Raw genomic sequence first — 19876 nt, forward strand, 5'->3', positions numbered from 1 at the left:
TTAATTTGATAAAATGTATCGTCGTTTATTTAAATTTTTAATATTTATCGAATAGTTAGTATTTGTATCTTTCAAGTGGTTTGGGTTGAGAATATTTAATTAAATCAGGTTGAAATCTATGTTTTTCTAATTTTAAATTCGCTGTTTGACCTTTTAAGAAGTTGTTTTTAAACCTAATTTTAGGAATAAGTTGGTTGTTTTTCAATTGTATTAAGTTATTTTTTTTAATGAAATACTACGACATCCAAAAATCAATATTTGGTCTTTTATGTTTATAATAAATTACGTTTTAGACAATTTGTTCCAAGTGATTTTGGTTTTAGTAGGAGAATAGTCTTGGAAAATATATTTGTTTTTTGTTAGTAACTTAGCTTTAGTTCTACTCAAAAAAAACTAAATTTGAATTTCATTTTTTGCTACTTTCATTAATTTTAAAGTGTTTAAAACCAGTTAAATACACTGTTTAAATCTATGGGTTTAGGCACCCTTCCCTCTGGGGAGGGCTGGGGAAGGGATTTATGTACTTAATATTCGATACCGAAACCACAGGATTACCAAAACGCTGGGGCGCTCCTATTTCTGACACAGACAATTGGCCAAGATGTATTCAAATTGCTTGGCAGTTGCATGATGATATGGGAAAACTCATAGAGCATCAAGATTATTTGGTCAAGCCCGAAGGTTTTAATATACCCTACGATGCGGAACGAATTCACGGTATTTCTACGGAATTGGCAGATGCCAATGGCGTTTCATTGTCTGAAGTTTTAGAAAAATTCAACGTAGCCTTAGGTAAAGCGAAGTTTATTGTGGGTCAAAATTTAGGTTTTGATATCAATATTATGGGTTGCGAATTCTATCGAATGGGAGTGGAAAGCCAAATGAGCTCGATGCCTATTCTAGATACGTGTACTGAAATTACTGCTTCCTTATTGAAATTACCAGGAGGTCGAGGCGGAAAATTCAAATTACCTACCTTGACAGAGTTGCACTCGTACCTTTTTAATAAGCCTTTTGGCGAAGCACACAACGCAACTGCCGATGTTGAGGCAACAACACGCTGTTTTTTAGAGTTAATACGTCGTGAAATTTTTACGAAAGAAGAACTGGATGTTCCGGTTTCTTATTTCAAAGATTTTCAAAGTAAAAACCCAACCGAAATCAAACTCATTGGGTTAAAGCATATCAATTTAAAAGAGGCTTCAGATAAAATCCGACAACAATTTGGTGATAAGCAAGCGCCAACGGTTTCAAAAGAAGACCTTTCGGAGAATAAGAAAGTTTTAGTTGATGCGCCCTTTGTTCATTTGCACAATCATACTCAGTTTTCGGTATTGCAATCTACCATTAGCATTGCGGCATTAGTAAAAGCGGCTGCCCAACAAAAAATGCCAGCGGTTGCTGTGACCGATCATGCGAATTTGATGGGAGCTTTTCACTTTGTGCGTGATATTTTAAATCACAACAAAGCAGCTGTGGCTAAAAATAAAGTAGCTGTTGAAAACGGGGAGGAACCTTCCGAAGTTCCTATGAAACCTATCGTTGGTTGCGAATTTTTTGTATGCGAAGATCATAAAAACAAATCGGTTAAGGATAATGGGTACCAAATAGTCCTTTTGGCGAAGACCAAAAAAGGATACCATAATTTGGCTAAAATGTCCTCTATTGCATACACAGAAGGATTCTATTATGTACCTAGAATTGATCGAAAAGTCATTCAGGAATTCAAAGAAGATATTATTGTTTTGTCTGGAAACTTGTACGGAGAAATACCAAATAAGATTTTAAACATTGGTGAAAACCAAGCCGAAGAAGCTTTGATCTGGTGGAAAAATGAATTCAAGGATGATTTTTATATTGAGGTCATGCGCCACAATCAAGAAGATGAAAATAGGGTGAATACTTCTTTGGTTGCTTTAGCCAGAAAGCATGAGGTCAAAATTGCGGCTACAAACAATATCTTTTATATAGACAAAGAAAATTCGAATGCACATGATATTTTGCTTTGTGTGCGTGATGGTGAAAAACAAACTACACCTATTGGTCGTGGTCGCGGTTATCGCTATGGATTGCCTAATCAGGAATATTATTTCAAGTCTGGGGACGAAATGAAGCAACTCTTTGCAAATTTACCTGAGGCGATTTCAAATATTTCGGAGATTGTAGATAAAATTGAAATTTTCGATTTGGCACGCGAAGTATTGCTTCCAAAGTTTGAAATTCCAGTTGAATTTAATAATCCCGAAGACGCCGTTGATGGCGGAGTGCGCGGCGAAAATGCCTATTTAAGACATCTTACTTTTGAAGGAGCTAAAAAAAGATATCCAGTAATTAACGATGAAATTCAAGAACGATTGGATTTCGAATTATTAACGATTTCTAATTCTGGTTATCCGGGGTATTTCTTGATTGTACAGGATTTAATTGCGGAGGCCAGAAGCATGGGTGTTTCAGTAGGTCCAGGAAGAGGTTCTGCAGCGGGATCGGTAGTGGCGTATTGTTTGAAAATTACGAATATCGATCCGCTAATGTACAACCTGCTTTTTGAGCGTTTCCTGAATCCGGATCGTGTGTCATTACCCGATATTGATATCGATTTTGATGATGAAGGCCGAAGCAGTGTGATGGATTATGTGATCCGAAAATACGGTTCCAAACAAGTGGCGCAAATTATTACATACGGAAAAATGGCTACCAAGTCAGCGATTCGTGATACTGCCCGTGTTTTGGATTTACCACTTTTTGAAGCAGATAAAATTGCGAAATTGATTCCGGGAATGATGCCGTCTAAGTGGAATTTAGCTCGGTTTTTAAATGAAAAAGAAGATATCATAAAAAAGGCGGTTCGTCCGGAAGAGTATGATAAAATAAAAGAATTAATAGGACTTGCAAATGAAGATGACCTTGGTGGTGAAACCATTCAGCAAGCCAAAGTTTTAGAGGGAAATCTAAGAAATACGGGGATCCACGCTTGTGGAGTGATTATTACACCAAGTGATATTACCAATTTTGTTCCTGTGGCTACGGCCAAAGATTCGGATTTGTATGTGACTCAATTTGATAACTCGGTGGTAGAGAGTGCTGGTTTATTAAAGATGGATTTCTTGGGTTTGAAGACCCTAACGTTGATAAAAGACACCGTTAAACTAGTAAAATACCGCAGCGGAATTGAGCTCAATCCAGATGAGTTCCCTATTGATGATCTAAAAACATACGAGCTTTTTCAGCGCGGTGAAACGGTTGGTATTTTTCAGTATGAAAGTCCTGGAATGCAAAAATACATGAAGGAGTTAAAGCCTACGGTTTTTCCGGATTTAATTGCCATGAATGCCTTATACCGTCCGGGTCCGATAGCTTATATTCCTAGTTTTGTGAAGCGAAAAAATGGTGAGGAAGAGATTATTTACGATCTTGAAGCTTGCGAAGAATTACTTAAGGATACCTACGGAATTACCGTTTATCAAGAGCAAGTAATGCTTTTATCCCAAAAACTGGCTGATTTCTCTAAAGGTGATGCCGACGTTTTGCGTAAAGCAATGGGAAAAAAACAAAAGGACGTTTTGGACAAAATGAAACCTAAATTTATCAGTCAGGCTGCTGCCAAAGGGCATGCCGAAGATAAGTTAGAGAAGATCTGGAAAGACTGGGAAGCCTTTGCAGAATATGCCTTTAATAAATCCCACTCTACTTGTTATGCTTGGATTGCTTATCAAACGGCTTATTTAAAAGCAAATTATCCTGCGGAGTATATGGCTGCGGTACTTTCTAATAATATGAGTGATATCAAACAAGTTTCGTTCTTTATGGAAGAGTGTAAGCGAATGGGCTTGCAAGTTTTGGGTCCTGATGTAAATGAATCATTCTATAAATTCACTGTAAATGATGATTATGCGGTACGTTTTGGGATGGGTGCCATAAAAGGGGTTGGTTCTGGAGCGGTCGCAACCATCGTGGAGAGAAGAAAAGACGGGAAATACAAATCCATTTTTGATTTGACCAAACGAATTGATTTACGTGCTGCCAATAAAAAAGCGTTAGAAAACTTAGCCCTGGCTGGGGGTTTTGACTCTTTTGGCGATACAACAAGAGCACAATACTTTCATGATGATGGAGACGGAATAACTTTTTACGAAAAAGCGATTCGGTATGGAGCTAAGTTTCAAGAAAACGAAAATTCCTCTCAGGTAAGTTTGTTTGGCGATGCTAGCGAGGTGCAAATTGCTGAGCCAGTGGTGCCTCCATGTGAAGATTGGAGTACGATGGAAAAGTTATCAAGAGAAAAGGAGGTTGTAGGTATTTATATTTCTGGGCATCCGCTGGATGATTTTAGATTTGAAATAAAATATTTTTGCAATGCTCGTTTAGATGCGCTCAGAAATATGGAACTATATGTAGGTAAGAATTTAACTTTTGCAGGTATTGTAAGTAATTTTCAACGCCGAACAGCTAAGAATGGTAAGGATTGGGCAATATTTACACTGGAAGGATTTGAAGAAAGTTTTGAGTTCAAAATTTTTGGAGAAGAGTACCTCAAGTTTTATCATTTTTTATACAATAATCAATTTGTATTTATAAAAGTACTCATTAAAGAAGGTTGGGTCAATCAAGATACAGGCAAAAAAAGTGAGCCAAGAATGCAATTTGTAGAGGTTAAGCAATTGCAGGATGTATTGGCTACGTTTGCCAAAAAACTCATTTTATATCTTAACATAAATGATTTACATGCTGATTTTATTCACAATTTAAGTCGACTTTTTCAGGAGTATAAAGGAGATAACACCGTTTCATTTGAAGTAATGGAACTCGAAAAAATAAAAAAACTTATTCCAGTTGCAACACCAGATGTAGATCCAGAAGAAATAAGTTTTGCAGATGATTTAGAAGAGGTTGATGCTGTAAATGGAGAACTAGCTGAAGCATCTACAGTTGTAAAAGTTGAAGAGGTTGAGGAGATAAAAGTAGTTACAAAGCTAGCAATGGCTAGTAGAAAATTGAAAGTTAGAATTTCAAACGAGTTACTGATAGCATTGGAGAAAATGCAAGTAAACTTTAAATTGAATTAATATCAGGAAATGAAGTAATCAATATGATTTTTGAGTTTAAAAGAATGTAAGGAATGGCTTTTTAATTTTCTAACTGACTTTTGCAAAGTATTGTTTTTTAAGGATTAATTAAATTTAATATCATTGTTTATTCATTAATTGAATCATAATTAGTGTAAATAAAGTACTTTTGCAAAAATGATAAAAAACAATAGCATGAAAAAACAGTTATTCTTATTGGGATTTGCACTATTTACAATGACGATGGTAGCCCAAACAGAAAAAAATGAAAGTTGGTATTTTAAATTAGGTGGTTCTTATTTTATGCAAACTGCAGCTACAGAGTTTCCTACTGTAGGTGGTAATGCAGCCTTAGATAAGGTTTATGTAGGCGGAAGATTAGTTTCTGAAGAAAGTGTAACAGGTTCTTTTGGTGAAGGTTTTAGAACCGGAGCAACAGTAGGTTATAGATTTAATACAAGAGTAGGTTTTGAGATGGGGATTAATTATTACAACAGTAATGATAAAACTATGGCTAGAACTACAACTGATCAAATTTTTATGTCTGGAACTCGTCCTATTTTTAATTTTAGATCGGTTGGTCAAATTACAGCATTTGATTTGGCGCCAGCTTTAGTTTTGTTTTTAGGAGAGAAAAATGGTTTTGAGCCTTATACAAAAGTAGGTTTGTTATTACCTGTTCATGGTGACTTACAAATTACAACTGATGCAATTGCTCCTACTGGTGTTGCTAGCCCTGCAACAGTAGCAGTTCATAGTGTGGACAAAATTAAACCTAACCCAACAGTGGGTTTTATGGCAACTTTAGGTACAAGTTACAAATTAGGAAAAAAAATAGCTGCATTTGCTGAGCTAGAATACCGTAATTTTACTGTACATGGAAAGTCAAAAGAGACTATTGAGTATACTAGAAACGGACAAGATGCTTTGTCAACTAGAACTCAGGCTCAAATACACACTAATTATGTAAATCGTTTAGATGTGAATTCTAATAACGCAGCTACAAATCCAAACGGATTAGATGCAACAAAACCAATGGATGAGTTGAGTTCTTATGTAGGTATTAGTGGTTTAGGATTAACTCTTGGATTAAAGTACAGTTTGTAATTTAATAAAAAGTTTTAAGAAGAAGGGATGTTTGAGAAAGCATCCCTTTTTTTGTATCGTAAAATAGGTTTCGGAGTTTGTTTTCATAGCCCTGATGGAAGCGGCATCTCCCGATTTAGAAAAACAAGGCTTTTTTGCCGTAGTTTTTATTTATCGGGAATACAGCGCACAGCAGGAAAAAGCTCCAAAAGAAAATAAACTTCTGGAGTATAGTAAGTAAATAGGAATTGATAATGGATTAATAGTCAAAACTAATTTGGGAATAGTGATTGATTTGTTTTTAATTTCTAAATTTGTAGTCTAGTTTGAATATTCAAAAATTCAAATGATAAACTTAAATTATATATTATGGCATTAGCAATAACAGATGCTACTTTTGAAGAAGTAGTTTTGAAATCAGACAAACCGGTAATGGTAGATTTTTGGGCAGCATGGTGTGGACCATGTAGAATGGTAGGTCCAATCATTGATGAATTAAGCAACGAATACGAAGGGAAAGTGGTTGTTGGTAAGGTTGATGTTGATGCAAATCAAGAATTTGCTGCAAAATACGGCGTTAGAAACATCCCAACAGTATTGGTTTTTCATAACGGAGAAGTAGTAGGAAAGCAAGTAGGAGTTGCTCCTAAGCAAACGTATGCAGATAGTCTTGACGCTTTGTTGTAATTAACATTGAAGTTTTAGAATCAATTTTAGATATATAAAAGGTTTGGCGCAAGTCAAACCTTTTTTTTGTTTAAGAACAGTTTTGTGTTTTATTTTGGGCTAATCTTGTTATGTATCGCTTTAATTTTTAAATCATTTAATCTTTTAATATATTTGGATTATGAAGATTGAATCGCAAATAGAAAAGATTACTAGTTTCCAGCACCTTGAATTGCTCGCTAATCAGGTTGTAGAAGGATTTATTTCAGGAATGCATAAGAGTCCGTTTCATGGCTTTTCGGCAGAGTTTGCTGAGCATAAAGTGTATAATGCTGGCGAGAGTACAAAGCATATTGACTGGAAGTTGTATGCTAAAACCGATAGGTTGTATACCAAACGTTATGAAGAAGAGACTAATTTAAGATGTCATATTGTAATTGATAATTCGTCTTCTATGCATTATCCTCAATTGTTAGCGAACCAAAACTTTTTTGAGAACAAGATAGGGTTTTCAGTATTGGCCTCAGCGGTATTGATGAATTTATTAAAGAAACAGAGAGACGCTGTTGGTTTAAGTGTTTTTTCGGATACGTATGAGTATTATGCGCCAGAGAAAGGAAGTGACCGACACCACAGAATGATTTTGAATGCCCTTGAAGGCTTACTACAAAAGCCTACAGTTGCAAAAAGTACAGATACCGTAACATATTTGCATCAAATAGCCGAGAAGATGCATCGTAGGTCTATGATCATCTTGTTTACGGATATGTTTCAGAGTTTTGATGAGTCTGTTGATTCTAAAAAAGAACAAGCCTTATTTAGTGCCCTGCAGCATTTAAAGCACAATAAGCATAAAGTAGTCTTGTTTCATGTAATTGACGGCAAAACGGAGCTTGATTTTGAATTTGACAACACACCTAGGAAGTTTGTTGATGTGGAAACAGGAGAAGAAGTTGCTGTTTTCTCCGATACTGTGCAAGAAGAATACCAAAATCAGATGCAATTATACTTAAAAAAGCTGTCTTTGACTTGCTCACAAAACAGAATTAAGTACGTTCCAGTTCATGTAGATGAAAATTTTGAAAAAATAATGATGACATATTTAGCTGAAAAACAAAACTTTGGGTAAAAAGCGATATTTTTTTTGAAATTATTTTCAAAAAACGCTTGCGCAAACGGAAATCTATTGTATCTTTGCCACCGCAATAACGCAGAGGTTTGGTAGTTCAGTTGGTTAGAATACATGCCTGTCACGCATGGGGTCGCGGGTTCGAGTCCCGTCCAGACCGCAATATTGGGGAAAGCCTTTCGTAACAGAAAGGCTTTTTTGCCCCTTTACGGTTTTTAACGTTAGTTGTGTTGTTTGCTACGAATTTGTAACTCGTAGCGGGTTTAGTAGTTAGACCAATGAAAAGCTTTTCGCCTCGGCGAATAGCTTTTTTGATTTAATTTGAAGGAACGGTTTTAATTTATAGATTGGAATGAATTTAGTTCTTAATTGTTTGAGCTTCAATTGATTTCGTTAGTCGATTAAATTTTAGAATCAAAAGTGATATAAAATAATACTGGTTTGGTAGTTCAGTTGGTTAGAATACATGCCTGTCACGCATGGGGTCGCGGGTTCGAGTCCCGTCCAGACCGCTAGTATTTAAAAAAAGTCTTTCGAAAGAAAGACTTTTTTGTTTTTTGGAAAAAAGAAATAGTTGCTATTGTGTATTTTGTTTATATCATAAAAAATCATCAAGGATTATTTTACAAGGGATACACTCAAAATCTCGAAAGGCGATTGTTAGAACACAACACCAACGTAAGTAGATATGCATCAGGAAAGGGTTCATGGCTTTTACTTTATTTTGGAGGGTTTGAGACAAAAACGGCAGCATTAAAAGGAGACCTTCGATTAAAAAAAAACTCAATATTGCTTCAATAGAGCGATTAATCAGTTATTTTAGACCGGAATGATGCGATTGCCGTTCATGTTGTATTAGTAGACAGGATAATTTCGATGCCTCTCGTTCTTAAAACGAGACTAGTATTTAAAAAAAGTCTTTCGAAACAAAGACTTTTTTGTTTTTTGGAAAAAAGAAATAGTTGCTATTGTGTATCTCGTTTGTATCATAAAACATTAGCAAGGATTATTTTACAAGGGATAGACTCAAAATCTCGAAAGGCGATTGCTAGAACATAACGCCAACCTAAATCGGTAAACTTCTCGGATAAGGGGTGCTTTCAAAAGTTGAGGATTATTGATATAGATTGAATAATCTAAATTTGAAGAAATAAATATTTCTAATTCTTTTGAATGTTGATGCTATTCTTTTCGATATTCGTATTGATTCTCAAACTGTTGCTTAGTGATATGTTGTGCTATAATTATTTGTAAAAAAAAACTGCAAATATATAATGAATTCTCAAATAGTAAGTAAATTTGTCTACTAATTATATTTAAAAATTTAATCATGGAAAAAAAAATTATTTTAATTTTATTCATTTTGTTTTTGTTTAATTCTTGTACTAAAGATGATAGCTTTTCAAGTGTAAATGACGTATCTACTTTAAGCAATAATCTTAAAGAAAAAAGTATACTAAGGTTTTCTGAAATTCTATCTAAAGTTACGTATAACAGAAAAGATGTAAGGGTGTTCCTAAAAAAAAGAAGCTTTGAAACAATTTGATAAAGATTTTAATGTTCTTTATTATTTAGTAAGGAATAGTGAGATAAATGGTGATAAGTTTAGAGATATTTTAGTGAGTTTTTCTTCTGAAAAAGATATAGTTGAGATTGAAAAAAATGTTCCTTTAATTAATATTTTAGTTCCTAGTATTTCTTTTTTTAATATTTCTGCACATAATTTAGATACCAATGATGCCGAAATACCTGTAGTTGTTGCAAATGAAACTACAACTGATTTATATCTAAATGGAAAATTAGAGGCAAAATTAGAAAAGGGCGAAGTTCCAGATTTTCATGTTTTTGTTGTAAAAGAAAATGATAGGGTTAATGTTAATTCAATTCATTTCAATTTATCAACATCTAAAAATAACACAGAAAAATTAAAAAACACGATCGAATTTCTATCACCTTATTTTGATGGAATGAATAGCGGATTAAGAAAAAGTAATCTAAATCATAAAAGCACTATAAATAAAAACGAGTTGAGCCAAATTGTATTTGATTCTTTTTCTTACTTTAATCAAAATGTATCTTTTAATGATATTGCATCTAGCAAAGCTTATCAAAGAGATTATATTTATTATGGGATTACTAACAAAGAATCTAAAGGGGCTTTAAATCAAAATGTTACTGATTATATCGATTATCTGGAGATTAATCCTAATATCTATTTTAAACTAGCCTTAAATGCAGGAGTTAAAGGCAATCCTTCCATTAGTAATGAGACTGTAACTCAAACAAAAAGACAATTGAGCACACAAGAATTAATTGATAGAATGTGGACTAAGGGTGCTTATGAATTTAGATTTGAGATTTTTTCAGAGAATAGCAGCAGTAGTTCGTCGATAATCATTCCAGTAAAACCATCAGATATTTGGAATTTTAATATCAATCATACTAGAGAAAATGGAACGGTATTTAGAAGTAGTAAAAACACATATAAAATAAATCCTGCCAATTTTACTAGTAAGGTTTATCGTTTAAACGATATGGTTGCTTTTAACAAGTGGGACATATCAAACGAATCTCTACACCGTTTTATAAATGTATCTGAAGTTAATTTAACTGAATCTATTACAGAAGAAGTTAGTTATACCGTCAGTAAAATTGCAGAAGGAAAGTTTGAAGGGTCAGTAAAATTTGGTGTAGGTCCTAAAACGAGTGCAGAATTGGGAGGGAGTGGTTCGTATAAACAAGAAACTACACAAGAAAAAAAATTCAGTAGAAGATTTAATGTTGGAGATGATGTACTAGCTACTTCTATAAAAGTATATTTTTACAATCCAATTATAAATAATATTGGTAACAATGGTGAGTGCGACCTGTTTTACTATAGTACTGGTGCGGTTAAATTTTCAATTATTCCAAAAATTCAATAAAATTATGAGAGGGAAAATATTAATTTTGTCAATATTGATTATGTCATTATATTCTTGTTCTTCGGATGACAATAACAGTGAATACTATAATATAAAGGTTGTTTTTGTTAGCAATAATCCAGATTCTAATGTATATATCAGTGGTACTGGAATCGTGGGTGGTAAATACATTAAAAAAGAGTATATAGAGGTTGTTACTGTGCCGAGGTATAACGAAAAGAGATTTTATGCACGCTGTGAGGATAAAGAAACTTTGTTAACTATAAAAATTTTTAATTCCAAAGGAAAATTAATTAAAGAAGATTCACAGAACTCAGCGGTAGCTGTTATACTGCCATACTTATTAAAAATGTAATGTAATCATAAATGGTTGATAAATTTCCATTTTATATTGCTTATATTTCAGTACCAAATAACCAACAATAAGTTTGATGACTGTACGATAATTGAAAAGGATAGTTTTTTTAGCTATCCTTTTTTGTGGTACTCTATCTAAGGTATTTATCATTCTTTTAATAATTAAAATACCTTGGGTGTTGAAGATGATATTGCACCTACTGAGCCAGTAATCAAGGAGAAATTATTTGATGTACGTACGAAAAATGAGTCCAATAATAGGACGCTTTTGGTAATTGAAAAAGTTTTGATGGTGTATGTTACATCTACGATATCAAAACAAAACTGCTTTGTATTGCCAAACAATCCAAATATAGAGTCCTAAAAAAACCATGCAAAGTACAAACTTCATGAAGCTAGAGGCCAGGAAGCCAATGAAAGAGCCAGTAGCGGCTTTTAGAGCTCTATTTTGATCTTTAAAATCATAAATAAGTTCACCTATTAAAGCACCCAAGAAAGGGCCAATAAGAAATCCACAAGGGATTGGTGCAAATATCCCAATTACAAGTCCAATATTGGTACCCCAAACACCGTAACTACTGCCGCCAAATTTTTTTGTTCCTTTGGCTGGAATAATATAATCTAAAAAAGAAATTACAATAGTTATGAGTAAGGTACTCCAAAGAATCCAGTGGTTCACGGGTACTGCATGTGTTAAATAAAGTAATGCGACCCCAAGCCAACTAATTGTAGGGCCGGGCAATACGGGTAAAAAACTCCCAAATATACCGGCAATGACACAACAAAAACCAAGGAGTAAAAGAAATAAATCCATAATTTATTTTTAGTATTTTTGTAGAACATAAATATAACTCGAATTTTTCAAATGAAAGCAATAAATAGTTCATCACTTTTAGTGTTCGTAATGCTTGTTATAGGCAGTAGCAGTTCTATTTATGCTCAGAGTGGTTTTGAGAATCAAAAAGATGCTCTAGTGAAAGATAGCATATATAAAAAGAATAAAATGAAAGTGTTAAATTATTCATTGAAAGATTTTGATGCGCTTTTTTTTGAATTTTTTGATAAAAAAGCAAGCTCAACTGTTTTAAGTAAAGAGGAGTTTTATTCTTACACGATTCGAATAGGTATTTTTTCTGAACGTCTAGCGGCACTATATCCAGATCAGAAAGCTATCGCTACCGAGAATAAAATCAAATGGTTTGCTGAAAGTTATGAGGATTATGTAAATACCAAAAAATCTCAAATAAAATAGTTGTAGTTTTATCCTTTAAAAAAAACAGCAAAATACACATATCTTGAAGCCATATTATCTTTTAATAGTTTTTCTTATTTTTCACTCCTGTCAGTATTTTGAGACTCCTGTTCCTTCAGAGCAAGAGCTTTTACAAAAGGAACTGAAATCCATCAATTGGAAAGAGGTTGATGAGTATCCATCTGTGGTAGATTGTGAAAAAATAGAAGATAAAAAGCAACGCCAGCATTGTTTTTTTGAGGTTTTAACTCAATTGATTCAGGATAAATTGAGTGAAGATACTTTTTCAGTTCTTTATCCTGAACTAGATACAATTGAAGTTAAAGTTACTGTTTTTCCAAATGCAACGATGCAGTTTGAGCCTCAGTTTCCAAAAGATTCTGTGGCTTATGACAAAATCAAAATTGACAGTATTCTTAAAGTTCGTCTAGTTGATTTTCCAAAAATTAATCCAGCCATTAAACGTGGTTTACCTGTAAAAACACAGTTTATTCTTCCGGTGATTCTAAAAGTAGAGTAGTTATGCCGTTTACTTTTTCGCATGCCGTGGTGGTTTTACCGTTTTTAAAAAATAGAAATTTATCAGCTACAGGATTAATAGTTGGTGCTATGGCACCAGATCTTGAGTTTTTTTTTAGAATGAGAACTCAAAGCGTAATAAGTCACACGTTGCCAGGATTGTTCTGGATAGATTTGCCTTTAGCAATATTAGTTGTTTTATTATTTCATGGGATTTTAAAAAAAACAGTTCTCTTAAATTTACCTTTTTTTTTACAAAGTAGGTTAACCGAATTGAAAACGAACAATTGGTTTGATTATTTTATAAATAATATAATCAAGGTGTTTGTATCTTTTTTGATAGGAGCTTCGACACATTTTTTTTTAGATGCATTTACGCATTCGGATGGTTTTTTTGTGCAAAAAAATATTTATTTACAAATGAGTCTCCTGTCTTTTCCAGTTTATGAATGGTTGCAATACGGCACCTCAATAATTGGTCTTTTGATTTTAGGATTTTATTTTTTTCAAATCCCAAAAGATAAAACATGCATTGTAGTGATTCACCCTATATTTTGGTGTAGTGTATTGTTTTTTAGTATTTTATTTTTGAGTTTAAGATTTTCTATAGTTGTGGGATGGGATAAAATAGGAGATACTATTTTGGGAGTACTTTCTTCAATAGTATTAGCATTTGTTTTTTCAAGTATACTTTTTAAACGCCATTAATTACTATTTTGTAAAGGATCTTCCTTTCCATTCGTATTTTCCAAATAACGAATATATGGCAACACTGCTGCTAAAAAAAGGATACCACATACTACTCAAAAGCAAATAACTAATCTTGGATTTGCATAAAAAATGGTTCGTTTTGTAAATTAATATGCTGTCAATTATTGCTTTTGTTATGAAAATTAGTAACGGGTAAACAACGGTTATGCATCCAAAAATGGAAAGCACTAGCAATAGGATTAAACTTAAATTTCCTGTAAATATTAAAAGTCCCAATCTTTTTCCGACAGCACTTTGGTAAGAACCTGTTTTTGAGGCCCAACGAACACGTTGGTAAAACAAAGATTTCCAGTCGTTCATTGGTTTTGTAATAACAATATTATTTTCAGACTTTAGATAATGCACTTTTTCGGGTGATTTTGCAATTGCTTTTTGGAGCAAAAATACATCGTCACCACTCGCAATTTTGTCATTTCCTTCAAAGCCATTGAGCTCCTGGAAAAAGGATTTCGTATAGGCAAAGTTAGCACCATTACACATAAAGCCTTTGTTAATGCCAAAACTTCCAATAGTTGCGCCTTGTAAACTCGCCAAATCCAATTGCTGAAACTGATGTAGAAATGAATTAGTACACACATACGTGACCGCTCCAGCAATCATGGCTACATCATGAAGCTGAATGTAATTATCCAACGTTAATAACCAATTTTCTGGTACTATACAATCGGCATCGGTGGTGATAACCCAATTGGAGTTCACAATTTGCATTGCAGTGACAATAGCATCTTTTTTAGGCGAATTAGTAACACGAATATTCTTTATAACCGAAACTTGAAACTTGAAACTTGAAACTTGAAATTCTTCTGTAGATTCATCGTCTACTAAAATCACCTCAAACAATTCCATTGGATAATTCAACTTCGACAAACTTTCTAATAAAGCGGGTAAATTTTTGGCTTCATTCCGGAAAGGAACAATAATTGAGAATTTTGTTTTTGGCTTTAAGCCCAAGTAATTTATTGTAGTTACCTTTTTAAAACCATAAATTAACGCCAGTATTGCTAAGCAGTACAAAAGTATGATGAGGGAAACTATAATTGAGAATAGCATCTTTTTATTGTGTTTTAGTTTCTTTTATTATGGAGTTACTATTAAAATTCAAAACATAATACGTGCCAATTATAACGGGTAAGACAACATTTAAAAACCACATCAAAGTCGAAATAAAAATTACAATCCATTCGTTTACGCCAAGAATTCCAAAGAAATAAACCGCTACACTTCCTTTAACTGCAAAGTCCAAAAATTGAAAAGTGGGTAAGGATGACGCTAAAAAATAAACAGATGAAATAGTCGCAATCAAGCTGAAATAAGGCAAATCAACATCAAAAGCGAGAAACAAAAAGTAGTATTGATGCGAGAAAACCAGATAGCGACAAATACCTAAAAAGATATTTTTTTGATGAATGGGTTTTGGAATTTCATTAATTTTATGAATCAGTTTTTCGATTGAATATCCTTTGATAGTAATTTTTTTGACCGAAAATAAAATAATGAAAAGGAGTAAAACCATTCCAAAAATCAACGCAACTGTTTTTATTGTAATCACATGGTATTGTGCATTAAAATACAGCAACCCAAAAAGCCCAAAAATAACAGTCAGAATCATTTGAATTCCGTTGCAAATTAGGTTTAGGAATATAATTTTTTTAGTTTCTTTTTTTTCAAAAAACAGTGCTTTTCCGGCATATTCTCCCACTCCGTTTGGCGTAAAAAGACCAGCAGTTAGTGCGCCCAGAACTTGTTTTGTGGCTTCGCCTAAAGTTATTTTATGGATAAATGCTACTAGGTTTTGCCATTTCAATATTTCAAAAAACCGATTCAAAACACTTAGCAATAAAAGAAACGCAATTCCAGTAATAGATTGGTTTTTTTGGAATAGAACAATGAATTTTTGCCAATCTAATTTATCATTATGGGCTAGTTGATTGTAAATAAAATAAAACGCACCAGCCACAATCAAAAGTTTGATTAGAAGTACGAGGAATTGCTTAGTTTTGTGTGGAATTGAAATCATCTTTACAAAGTAACAAAACTTTGAACTTCGAACTTTAAACTTTAAACAAATCTTTTGTCAAACGAGCGCATCATATTAGGAATTGACCCTGGAACCACGATTATGGGTTTTGGGTTGATCAAAATTGTCAATAAAAAAATGCATTTTTTGCAGTTGAATGAATTGCAATTGTCTAAATACGACAATCATTATCAAAAATTGAAAATCATTTTTGAACGAACGATTGAATTAATCGATACGCACCATCCAGACGAGATTGCCATTGAAGCGCCTTTTTTTGGTAAAAACGTACAATCAATGCTGAAGTTGGGTCGTGCGCAAGGTGTGGCGATGGCGGCGGGACTTTCTAGAGATATCCCTATTACGGAGTACGAACCCAAGAAAATTAAAATGGCTATCACCGGCAACGGAAATGCCACAAAAGAGCAGGTTGCTAAAATGCTACAACAACTTTTAGGGTTGAAAGAATTGCCTAAAAATCTCGATAGTACGGATGGTTTGGCAGCAGCAGTTTGTCATTTTTTCAATTCAGGAAAAGTGGTTGGAGCTAAAAGTTATACCGGTTGGGATGCTTTTGTGAAACAAAATGAGGAACGAGTTAAGAAATAGTTTTCAGTCGCAGCAACTTTAAACTGCGACTGTGACTGAATACTAATTTATGAGCGGAATCTACATACACATACCCTTTTGCAAGCAGGCATGTCATTACTGTGATTTTCATTTTTCGACTTCTATGAAGAAGAAAGAGGAGATGGTTTTGGCTATTGCCAAAGAATTGCAAATGCGCAAAAGCGAGTTTGAAAAGGAGCAAGTTGAAACCATTTATTTTGGCGGAGGAACGCCAAGTGTATTGAATTCTGAAGAAATTAATTTTTTGATTGAGACGGTTTATTGTCATTATATAGTAATTGAAAATCCAGAAATTACACTCGAAGCCAATCCAGATGATTTGTCTAGCGAGCGAATACTTGAATTGTCAAAAAGCAAAATAAATCGTTTAAGCATTGGGATCCAGTCGTTTTTTGAAGAGGATTTAATTCTTATGAATCGTGCTCATAATTCGGCGGAAGCCAAAAAATGTTTAGCAGAAGCTACTCGCTATTTTGATAATATTTCTCTTGATTTGATCTATGGAATTCCTGATATGAGCAATGAGAAATGGAAACAAAATATCGAAACAGCGTTGTCTTTTGGTATACCGCATATTTCTAGCTATGCCTTAACCGTTGAACCCAAAACGGCATTAAGCAAACTTATTCAAACGGGAAAAATAGCAAAACCCAACGATGAATCTGCGCAAGAACATTTTGCTATTTTGGTTGAAATGCTAGAGTCGAATGATTTTATACATTATGAATTGTCGAATTTTGGCAAGGCCAATTATTTTTCAAAGAACAATTCGGCCTATTGGTTGGGGAAAAAATACATTGGAGTTGGTCCATCAGCGCACAGCTATGATGGTGTTTCAAGGAGTTGGAATGTGTCTAATAATTCCCTTTATTTAAAATCCATTCACGAAAATAAAATCCCAAACGAAATAGAAATTCTATCGGTTACGGACCGTTATAACGAATATGTTATGACGGGTTTGCGAACTATTTGGGGCGTTTCATTAAATAGAATTGAAACTGAATTTGGAAGCGAATATCTAGAATATTTGAATAAACAATCTATGAAATTCCTTGATGATGATTTGGTTTTTATTGAAAACAACATTTTGAAGCCAACACCTAAAGGAAAGTTTTTGACGGATGGAATTGCAAGTGATTTGTTTTACTTAAATTTGGAAGAGTAATTTAAACACAAGGTTCGCAAAGTTTTTCGCAAAGTTCACTAAGCTTTGTGATTTTGGTCATTCTCTTAGCGCCCTTTGCGGTAAAAAAAAACTATGAAAGCAAAAATCAAGAACTTAGAAATTGACCTATCAAAACCCATTGATATTTCGATTCCGTTAACCAATACTGATGAAAACCCAATTGCTTGGTATATTGAAAAACCAACAATTGAACCCGTTATTTTTGGGGATTGGATTGGGAAAGTATCGGAAGGGAAGTCCTCAACTAATTTCAATAATATTTTTTTTAATCCGCACGGACACGGAACGCATACAGAATGCTTGGGTCATATCACGCGTGATTTTTATAGCATCAATCAATGTTTGAAACAGTTTTTCTTTTTGGCCGAGTTAATTTCAGTTCAACCGGAATTACATGATGAAGATTTTGTAATTACCAAGAATCAAATTCAAAAAGCTTTGAATGGGAAATTCACTGAAGCAATTGTTATTAGAACATTACCCAATTTAGCGAGCAAAATGAATTTGAAATATTCAAATACCAATCCGCCTTATTTAGCTGAAGAAGCTGCGCGTTTCATTCGCGAAAGCGGAATCCAGCACTTATTGATTGATTTACCGAGTGTAGACAAAGAACATGATGATGGGAAATTAGTGGCACACAAAGCCTTTTGGAATGTAACCAATGTTCATAACCTGAATGCTGATGCACGACTAGAGTGCACGATTACAGAGATGATTTATGCGCCTGATGAAGTTCTTGACGGTAGCTATGTACTGAATTTACAGATAGCTTCTTTTGAGAATGACGCTAGTCCGAGTAAACCTGTTTTATACCTTATTCAATAGCTATGAATTTAGAAACCTACTACGAATATTGCCTTTCAAAAAAAGGTGTGACAGAACATTTCCCTTTTGATCAAGATACTTTGGTTTTTAAAGTAGGTGGTAAAATGTTTGCGTTATCATCTTTAAGCCAATGGGAAAAAGGCAATCCAGCTGTTAACTTAAAGTGTAACCCAGAGCGTGCTCTTGAATTACGCGCGGAGTATGATGACATTCAACCTGGTTTTCACATGAGTAAAATTCATTGGAACACAGTAGCTGTAAATGGATCAGTTTCAGATCATGTGTTAAAGGAGTTGATTGAACATTCTTACGAATTAATTTGTAATAGTTTGCCAAAAAAAATTCAAGTCGAATTAAAATTATTATAACCAGTTATCGATACTTAATGGATTTTGGTCTATATCAAATCCAGTTATATCGATAGCGTTTAATTGCTTGATATATGTTTAGTACTTTTAGTTTTTTTAAAATAACACCGAAAAACCATGACAAAGGCACTAAATATTTTGCTTATAGAAGACGATGAAATTGAAGTAATGAAGTTTAATAGGGTTTTGAGCAACTTAAAAACGACCCACAAAATTGTTGAGGCAAATAATGGTGAGGAAGCCATTTCAATACTAAAGGAAAGAGAAATTATTCCTGATATAATTGTTTTAGATTTAAATATGCCTAAAATTAATGGAATAGAGTTTTTAGGAATATTAAAATCTGATGAGTATTTAAAATACATTCCTGCAATTGTATTAACAACATCTAGTAATAGGTCAGATTTGTTAGAATGTTACAGAATAGGAATAGCGGGTTACTTGTTAAAGCCCTTAAAATACGATGAGTATGTGGATAGGGTTACAAAACTTGTTGAATATTGGAGTACAAATGAATTAATCACAAATTAAGATTATGTACGGAATTGTAAATAAATCAATAGAAGACTTAGTAGTTGCTAATTTTGGTAGAGAAAAATGGGAAATTGTTCATGAAAAAAGCGGCATTGATGTTGATTTTTTTCTAAGCAGTGAAGTCTATGATGATGCTATCACCTATCAAATTGCTACCACGCTATCAGAAGAAATGAACATGACTTTAAGTCAAGTATTAATTGCTTTTGGAGAATGGTGGGTTGTGCGCACTACATCTGAGAAGTATCCAGGATTAATGGAGTCTGGCGGAAAAAGTTTGAGTGATTTTTTAATCAATTTACCTAATTTTCACAATAGGGTTATGCTTGTATATCCTAAACTCACACCTCCTGAGTTTAAAGTAAGCGATGTTACAAACGATGGGCTTTATTTGCATTATCACTCTAAGAGGGTTGGTCTTCAAGATTTTGTTAAAGGAATCATTCAAGGATTAAGTATTGTATACAAGACACCAGTCACCATAACTCTTTTACAGTCAAGAAACGAAGGCAGTACGCACGAGATATTCAAAATTAATTGGTAAGA

The 19876-nt window shown here is 33.6% G+C and carries 20 protein-coding genes and 2 tRNA genes; 19 read left to right on the plus strand and 3 right to left on the minus strand.

All coding sequences use genetic code 11. The annotated features are described in order from the left end of the window. Positions 1-518 precede the first annotated feature (518 nt). The 10 genes from dnaE (at position 519) to FJV36_RS14435 (ending at position 11223) form a co-directional block, all read left to right on the plus strand. Positions 519-5063 carry a DNA polymerase III subunit alpha gene (dnaE, locus tag FJV36_RS14395; protein ID WP_158728571.1) on the plus strand — a complete coding sequence of 1515 codons (4545 nt, stop codon included), beginning with the start codon at positions 519-521 and terminating at the stop codon, positions 5061-5063. Positions 5064-5258: 195 nt separating this feature from the next. Beyond that, positions 5259-6170, plus strand: coding sequence for an outer membrane beta-barrel protein (locus FJV36_RS14400; RefSeq protein ID WP_158728570.1), 912 nt, complete (start codon positions 5259-5261; stop codon positions 6168-6170). A 94-nt stretch (positions 6171-6264) separates the two neighbouring features. Beyond that, on the plus strand, positions 6265-6390 hold the full coding sequence (locus FJV36_RS16595) for a hypothetical protein (RefSeq protein WP_255470415.1): 126 nt from the start codon (positions 6265-6267) through the stop codon (positions 6388-6390). A gap of 128 nt (positions 6391-6518) precedes the next feature. Next, complete coding sequence (gene trxA, locus FJV36_RS14405) at positions 6519-6836, plus strand: thioredoxin (RefSeq protein ID WP_024980008.1); 318 nt, start codon at positions 6519-6521, stop codon at positions 6834-6836. Positions 6837-6996: 160 nt separating this feature from the next. Next, a complete protein-coding gene (locus tag FJV36_RS14410) occupies positions 6997-7944 on the plus strand; it encodes a DUF58 domain-containing protein (protein WP_158728569.1) in 948 nt (315 codons plus the stop codon). An 86-nt stretch (positions 7945-8030) separates the two neighbouring features. Continuing rightward, a tRNA-Asp gene (locus FJV36_RS14415) sits at positions 8031-8104 on the plus strand. Between the two features lie 278 nt (positions 8105-8382). After that, positions 8383-8456, plus strand: a tRNA-Asp gene (locus tag FJV36_RS14420). 70 nt (positions 8457-8526) lie between these two features. Continuing rightward, the gene (locus tag FJV36_RS16660; protein ID WP_158728568.1) at positions 8527-8745 is read left to right on the plus strand and encodes a GIY-YIG nuclease family protein; all 219 of its coding nucleotides are present in this window, start codon (positions 8527-8529) and stop codon (positions 8743-8745) included. Between the two features lie 731 nt (positions 8746-9476). Beyond that, positions 9477-10868 carry a hypothetical protein gene (locus FJV36_RS14430; protein WP_158981229.1) on the plus strand — a complete coding sequence of 464 codons (1392 nt, stop codon included), beginning with the start codon at positions 9477-9479 and terminating at the stop codon, positions 10866-10868. 4 nt (positions 10869-10872) lie between these two features. Continuing rightward, a complete protein-coding gene (locus tag FJV36_RS14435; RefSeq protein ID WP_158728392.1) occupies positions 10873-11223 on the plus strand; it encodes a hypothetical protein in 351 nt (116 codons plus the stop codon). Positions 11224-11538: 315 nt separating this feature from the next. On the opposite strand, the gene FJV36_RS14440 is transcribed toward FJV36_RS14435, so the two are convergent. Next, the gene (locus tag FJV36_RS14440) at positions 11539-12039 is read right to left on the minus strand and encodes a DUF456 domain-containing protein (RefSeq protein ID WP_158728393.1); all 501 of its coding nucleotides are present in this window, start codon (positions 12037-12039) and stop codon (positions 11539-11541) included. Positions 12040-12090: 51 nt separating this feature from the next. Between FJV36_RS14440 and FJV36_RS14445 the strand changes: the two genes are divergently transcribed. The 3 genes from FJV36_RS14445 to FJV36_RS14455 are packed head-to-tail and all read left to right on the plus strand — an operon-like array spanning position 12091 to position 13704. Beyond that, the gene (locus tag FJV36_RS14445) at positions 12091-12477 is read left to right on the plus strand and encodes a hypothetical protein (protein ID WP_158728394.1); all 387 of its coding nucleotides are present in this window, start codon (positions 12091-12093) and stop codon (positions 12475-12477) included. Positions 12478-12520: 43 nt separating this feature from the next. Then, the gene (locus tag FJV36_RS14450) at positions 12521-12997 is read left to right on the plus strand and encodes a hypothetical protein (RefSeq protein WP_158728395.1); all 477 of its coding nucleotides are present in this window, start codon (positions 12521-12523) and stop codon (positions 12995-12997) included. A gap of 2 nt (positions 12998-12999) precedes the next feature. After that, complete coding sequence (locus tag FJV36_RS14455) at positions 13000-13704, plus strand: DUF4184 family protein (protein ID WP_158728396.1); 705 nt, start codon at positions 13000-13002, stop codon at positions 13702-13704. Between the two features lie 3 nt (positions 13705-13707). Here the strand turns inward: FJV36_RS14455 and FJV36_RS14460 are convergent, their stop codons facing one another. Together FJV36_RS14460 and FJV36_RS14465 are read right to left on the minus strand one after the other, a co-directional pair. After that, on the minus strand, positions 13708-14817 hold the full coding sequence (locus FJV36_RS14460) for a glycosyltransferase (protein WP_158728397.1): 1110 nt from the start codon (positions 14815-14817) through the stop codon (positions 13708-13710). 4 nt (positions 14818-14821) lie between these two features. Continuing rightward, positions 14822-15784 carry a lysylphosphatidylglycerol synthase domain-containing protein gene (locus FJV36_RS14465; RefSeq protein ID WP_158728398.1) on the minus strand — a complete coding sequence of 321 codons (963 nt, stop codon included), beginning with the start codon at positions 15782-15784 and terminating at the stop codon, positions 14822-14824. 54 nt (positions 15785-15838) lie between these two features. Between FJV36_RS14465 and ruvC the strand changes: the two genes are divergently transcribed. From ruvC to FJV36_RS14495, 6 genes are all read left to right on the plus strand, one after another. Then, positions 15839-16393, plus strand: coding sequence for a crossover junction endodeoxyribonuclease RuvC (ruvC, locus tag FJV36_RS14470; RefSeq protein WP_158728399.1), 555 nt, complete (start codon positions 15839-15841; stop codon positions 16391-16393). Positions 16394-16442: 49 nt separating this feature from the next. Further along, on the plus strand, positions 16443-17579 hold the full coding sequence (gene hemW, locus FJV36_RS14475) for a radical SAM family heme chaperone HemW (protein ID WP_158728400.1): 1137 nt from the start codon (positions 16443-16445) through the stop codon (positions 17577-17579). Between the two features lie 93 nt (positions 17580-17672). Then, the gene (locus tag FJV36_RS14480; RefSeq protein ID WP_158728401.1) at positions 17673-18428 is read left to right on the plus strand and encodes a cyclase family protein; all 756 of its coding nucleotides are present in this window, start codon (positions 17673-17675) and stop codon (positions 18426-18428) included. A gap of 2 nt (positions 18429-18430) precedes the next feature. Next, a complete protein-coding gene (locus FJV36_RS14485; protein ID WP_158728402.1) occupies positions 18431-18796 on the plus strand; it encodes an MmcQ/YjbR family DNA-binding protein in 366 nt (121 codons plus the stop codon). 117 nt (positions 18797-18913) lie between these two features. Continuing rightward, positions 18914-19327: a response regulator gene (locus FJV36_RS14490; RefSeq protein ID WP_158728403.1), complete on the plus strand. Its 414-nt coding sequence runs from the start codon at positions 18914-18916 to the stop codon at positions 19325-19327. A gap of 4 nt (positions 19328-19331) precedes the next feature. After that, positions 19332-19874, plus strand: a complete 543-nt coding sequence (locus FJV36_RS14495) for a heme NO-binding domain-containing protein (RefSeq protein WP_158728404.1) — start codon at positions 19332-19334, stop codon at positions 19872-19874. The last annotated feature ends 2 nt before the right edge of the window (positions 19875-19876 follow it).

The organism is Flavobacterium sp. I-STPP5a, from assembly GCF_009764685.1.
GTDB lineage: Bacteria > Bacteroidota > Bacteroidia > Flavobacteriales > Flavobacteriaceae > Flavobacterium.